Raw genomic sequence first — 5,076 nt, 5'->3', positions numbered from 1 at the left:
GTACTTCCACCCGTCGCGAGTAACCACGCCCCGCCACGGTCTGTCCACGCTGTTACCGTGACCGGTCGGCACGACCACCTGCAGATAGGCCGAATCGCGCGGGGGCTCCGCCGGCTCGCGGCCGCGGATGAAGTGACCGGAGTAGTCCGTTCCGCACATCCATTCGGGCGTGTCGATGCCGCACAGCCCCAGCGTCGTCGGGGCCATGTCCACGTGGTTTACCGGCACGTCCGTCGCCGCGGTCTTGAACCGGTAATCTGCCACGCCGGGCGCGACTATCATGGGGATGCGAATCGCCTCTTCGTAGGGGCTCATCTTGCGGAACTGCCCGTGCGAGCCGTGCTGGTCGCCGTGGTCGGAGAAGAACATCAGCAGTGTATGTTCACACTCCGGGTAAAAGGCCCCTGCAGGCGGCCCATCCATTGCATCAGGCTGTCGAACCGATCCGGGTTGGACAAAAACCCCCGGAAAATGGCTCTTTTGATGGGCGACAGGCCCAGGTATCCGGTGATAATGGCCCGGGCCTTTAAAAACACGTCCAACACCGGCACCCCGCCCGGGCATGCCGCCGCACAGGAGCCGCACAACAGGCACCGGTCCAGGCGCTCTTTGACCGCTTCCGGGTCATTCAGAATCTCCTGGCTCAAATTTTCCACAAGAACCAGTTTTCCCCTTGCCACGTCGGTTTCCCGGCCGGTTTCACCGTAGAGGGGGCATACGGCCTGGCACATGCCGCAGCGGGTGCAGGAAACAAGATCGTCTTCAAGCTCCTTTAGGAGCCGAACCAGTTCAGCAATATCTGCCATGGGCTATTCTCCGATCATCTTGCCCGGATTCAGGATGTTTTTGGGGTCAAAGGTCTGCTTGAGCATCCGGGAATACAGGATCGTGCCCCGGCTGGTCTCCGTTTCCATGTATTTTCGCTTGGCCAGACCAATGCCGTGCTCGCCTGAAAGGGTGCCGCCCATGGCCAGGGCAGCCTCAAAGATATCGTCAATGGCTTTTTCCACCCGGGCATATTCCTCGTGATTTCTTTTGTCGGTCAAAATGGTGGGATGGAGGTTGCCGTCACCGGCATGGCCGAAGGTGCCGATATCCAGGTTATAGGTCCGGCTGATCTCCTTGATCTTTTTGACCATGTCCGGAATGCGGCTGCGGGGCACGGTTGCGTCCTCGAGCACGGTTGTGGGCTTCAGGCGCGCAAGTGCCGGCAGCGCATCGCGCCTGGCCTGCCAGATCAAATCCTTTTCCTCTGCGGTTGCCGCCACCTGGACCTGAACAGCGCCTTTTTTCCGGCAGATTTCCTGAATTTTTTCCGAATCCTCGGCCACCTCGGCCGGATGGCCGTCCACCTCGATGAGCAAAAGGGCTTCGGCATCCACCGGCAGACCCGCATGCCGGAAGTCCTCCACGGTCCGGATGGTGAAATTATCGAGAAATTCCAGTGTGCACGGCACAATCCGGTCTGCAATAATGGCGGACACAGTCTCGGATGCCTTTTCCACAGAATCAAAAACCGCGGTCATGGCCTGGGAAGCCTTGGGCGGGGGAATGAGCTTTAAGACAATGCGGGCAAATACCCCCAAAAGCCCCTCTGATCCCACCATGAGATCGGAAAGGTTAAAACCCGTGGCGCATTTCACCGTCCTGGAGCCGGATTTGACCAGTTCGCCGTTGACATCGAAAAACTCGACGCCCATGACGTAATCCTTGGTCACGCCGTATTTTAATCCCCGCAGGCCGCCGGCGTTTTCCGCCACATTGCCGCCCAGGGTGGACACGGCCTGGCTGCCGGGATCCGGAGGATAAAAAAGCCCCTTTTCCGCAACAGCGGCTGCAAATTTGGCGGTGATCACCCCGGGCTCCACCACTGCATAAAGGTCTTCGGTGTTGATCTCCAAAATCCGGGCCAGGCCGTTTGTGACCACCACCACGGACCGGGTGCTGCTGGGTATGGTGCCGCCGCTCAAATTGGTGCCCGAACCACGCACGGTCAGCGGCAGCCCGTTTTCATTGCACAGGGCCACCACCTGCCCAAGCTGCTCCATGGTTTCGGGCCGGACCACCAGGGCCGGCACCACCGAATCGAGCACGGCGGCATCATAGGCATAGGCCTGCCGGTCGGCCTCTGCGGCCATGACATTTCCGGCCCCCACGATTTGTTCAAAGCGGCGGACCACTTGTTTATCCGTCATTCTTTACGCCTTTCTGCGATCTTTTTTTGTGCCTCCGGTATATACATCCGGATTTTCTAAAACACCCCCGGAAACATCAGGTAGGCAAAAACCATTCCCATTATGCCCACCACGACCCCGTAGAGAAGCAGGGGAATCACGTTTCGCTTTAAAATTACGCCTTCCATGCCCACCAGGCCCACTGTGGCCGATGCGGCAACAATATTGTGAATACAAACCATGTTGCCCATGGCGCCGCCCACTGCCTGTAGGGCCACGATAATCTGCCGGGGCAGTTCAAGGGCTGTTGCAATATCATACTGGAATTCGGCAAACAGCAGGTCTGAAACGGTGTTGCTGCCGGTGATAAACGAGCCCAGCGCACCGATAAACGATGCAAACAAGGGCCAGGACCCGCCGGTGACCGCGGCCACGGCCTCTGCCATGGACAGGGGCATGGAGGCATATTCCATGGGATTCATGCTGGAATTCTTGAAAATCTGCACCAGGGCCACGGCAAAAAGCAGGGCGATGGTGGGGTTTTTCATGCGCTTAAATGCCTGACTCCAGGCCTTTTTGACTTTTTCCGCGGGCATGCCGTGGAGAAACACCGTCAGCACGGCCACCAGGATAAACGGTACAATACCCGGGTTATACAGGGGTTGGAGGGCATAGCCGATTCCGGACTGGCCCAGGATATCTGAAACCCCGATGCTCCAGGCCTTGACCCAGTCCACCAGGGGCAGAAACTGAACCCTTGTGAGCACCAGGATCAGGCCGATGAGCACATAGGGCATCCAGGCGCGGACTTGGCTCATCTGCGGTTTAAACGAAATATCTGTTTCCGTGGCAATCTCTCCGGTCCATTCCGCCTCCCACTCGGACTGGGGGCCGAAATCCCAGGATTCTTCAGGCAGAAACCACTTGTTTCTGGCGGCATACAAAACAATGGGCAGGCCCACGAGCCCGCCGATCAGGGCCGGAAATTCCTCGCCGATAAAAAATGCCGAGCCCAGATAGGGGACCACAAAGGCCGCTGATGCAAACAGGGAAAATTTCCACACCGCAAGGCCTTCTTTCCAGGACCGGTTTTGGCCAAACAGCCGGGTCATGAAACAGACCACGAAAATGGGCAGGATAAAGGCCATGACCGAGTGAAACACCGAAGCCCACTTGCCGATGAGCATGTAGAATCCGTCCATGTCCGCAAACCCGATGCCCGCCGGTCCGGCTTGGGCGATTGCCCCCTCCACCTTGTAAGACAGGTTTTTGAGGCCAAACCACACAGGCGTGCCCACGGCCCCAAAGGTAACCGGCACGGAGTTTAAAATCAGGGCCACCAGAACCGCGGCCAGAGCCGGAAAGCCCAGGCTCATCAAAAGCGGGCCGGCAATGGCTGCAGGGGTGCCGAACCCGGCCGCGCCTTCGAGAAACGCCTCGAATATAAAGGCAATGATGATCACCTGGACCCGGCGGTCCTTGGAAATGCCGTGAAAACCGTGATTGATGGTTTCCATGCCCCCGCTTTCAGACAAGGTGTATAAAATCATCAAAGCGCCGAAAACGATTAGCAAAACAGTGATTGCAGAGGCAAATCCCTGAAGTGTGGAGGCGGCCACCACCACCGCATCCATTTTCCACACAAACACACCAGCTGCGGCAGCCACCAACCAGGCCAGCGGCATGGCCCGGGTGGCCGGCCATCGCAGACCAACCATGAGCACAAGTGCAACCAGGATGGGCAGAAAAGCAAAGGCTGCAAGCAGTCCGATAGGCATAATCCATATCCTTTCCGTTGAGGGTAAAAAATCATCCAATCGATAGCAGAACGCTATTTATCTTATCATAATAAACCCGATTCATCAAAGATCAAAAATTTGTACGCCCCCGGGATTGGGGCCGGCAATGTCATTGACCGGAAGCAGGCTTTTTCCATGCGTGCCGGAGCGGCTGCAGGCTTTTGAAAAATCCTTTGACATGTGATGAGAAAACATTTTATGATTCTCCCCATCATTTGCTGGAATAAACCGATCTAATCCTTTAACCTTTCGAACTTATTTAAAATAATACTTATTCCAAGTACACGGATCTGTTAGGGATTCTAAAACATTGCCAACCAATCTAATCAAGGAGGAAGGCCCATGGCCCTGAACCTGGATGCCGTCGGGAAAAAAATCGGCCCTGTCACCACGCCGTATACCTGGAAGGATGCGGCCTTGTACGCCCTGGGCGTGGGCGCCGGTTTCGAGGAGCTCAACTACGTCTATGAAAAGAATCTCAAGGTGATTCCCAGTTTCGGGGTTGCAGCGGTGTTTGACTTTCTGATGCATTTCGGAATCAAGGCGGAAGTCAACCTTGCCGGGATCCTGCACGGCGAACAGCAGCTGATCTTTCACAATCCCATCCCCGCCGAAGGCGAGCTGATCACCGAGGGTGAAATCACCGATATTTATGACATGGGAAAAGAAAAGGGCGCGATCATCGAAGGCAAAAGCATCACCCGCCACTCCAGCGGAAAGCGCCTGTTTACAAGCATTATCAAAATCTTTTCCCGGCGCGACGGCGGGTTCGGCGGAAAACCCGCCCCTAAGGTACAAGCCCCCATTCCGGAGCGGGCGCCGGACTTTGAAATCAAAGATCATCCGTCCCCGGATCAGCCCCTTTTGTACCGGCTTTCCGGAGACGTGTTTCAGCTTCACGTGGATCCCGAATTTGCCAAAATGGCCGGGTTTGAAAAACCCATCATGCACGGGCTGTGCACCTACGGCTTTGCATGCCGGGCCCTGATTGCCAAACTGATCCCGGGCGAGCCCGAACGCATGCACAGATTGGACTGCCGGTTTTCAAAGGCCCTTTATCCGGGAGATCCCATCAAGACCCGAATCTGGAAACTTGAACCCGG

Annotated in this window: 5 protein-coding genes; 1 reads left to right on the top strand and 4 read right to left on the bottom strand. The window is 56.6% G+C overall.

Annotated features, from left to right (window positions below; all coding sequences use genetic code 11):
- The 4 genes from R6U41_RS07755 to R6U41_RS07740 all read right to left on the bottom strand — a co-directional run.
- Positions 1–369, bottom strand: a 369-nt coding sequence (locus R6U41_RS07755) for a sulfatase/phosphatase domain-containing protein (protein WP_410269265.1), incomplete at its 3' end; no start/stop codon positions are given.
- Complete coding sequence (locus R6U41_RS07750; RefSeq protein WP_410269264.1) at positions 369–806, bottom strand: 4Fe-4S dicluster domain-containing protein; 438 nt, start codon at positions 804–806, stop codon at positions 369–371. The genes R6U41_RS07750 and R6U41_RS07755, both read right to left, overlap by 1 nt.
- Before the next feature lie 3 nt (positions 807–809).
- A complete protein-coding gene (locus tag R6U41_RS07745) occupies positions 810–2,195 on the bottom strand; it encodes an FAD-binding oxidoreductase (RefSeq protein ID WP_410269263.1) in 1,386 nt (461 codons plus the stop codon).
- Positions 2,196–2,251: 56 nt separating this feature from the next.
- Positions 2,252–3,952: an L-lactate permease gene (locus R6U41_RS07740; protein ID WP_410269262.1), complete on the bottom strand. Its 1,701-nt coding sequence runs from the start codon at positions 3,950–3,952 to the stop codon at positions 2,252–2,254.
- 363 nt (positions 3,953–4,315) lie between these two features.
- Between R6U41_RS07740 and R6U41_RS07735 the strand changes: the two genes are divergently transcribed.
- The coding region (locus R6U41_RS07735; RefSeq protein WP_410269261.1) for a MaoC/PaaZ C-terminal domain-containing protein at positions 4,316–5,076 on the top strand (761 nt) is incomplete at its 3' end.

This window comes from Desulfosalsimonas sp. (assembly GCF_046483245.1).
Lineage (GTDB): Bacteria > Desulfobacterota > Desulfobacteria > Desulfobacterales > Desulfosalsimonadaceae > Desulfosalsimonas.
This window is presented reverse-complemented; position numbering and strand designations above follow the sequence as displayed.

Bases quoted from the DNA above. Each gene is read 5' to 3' on its own strand.
- R6U41_RS07740 (WP_410269262.1), bottom strand. From the start codon at position 3,952: ATGCCTATCGGACTGCTTGCAGCCTTTGCTTTTCTGCCCATCCTGGTT.
- R6U41_RS07750 (WP_410269264.1), bottom strand. From the start codon at position 806: ATGGCAGATATTGCTGAACTGGTTCGGCTCCTAAAGGAGCTTGAAGAC.
- R6U41_RS07745 (WP_410269263.1), bottom strand. From the start codon at position 2,195: ATGACGGATAAACAAGTGGTCCGCCGCTTTGAACAAATCGTGGGGGCC.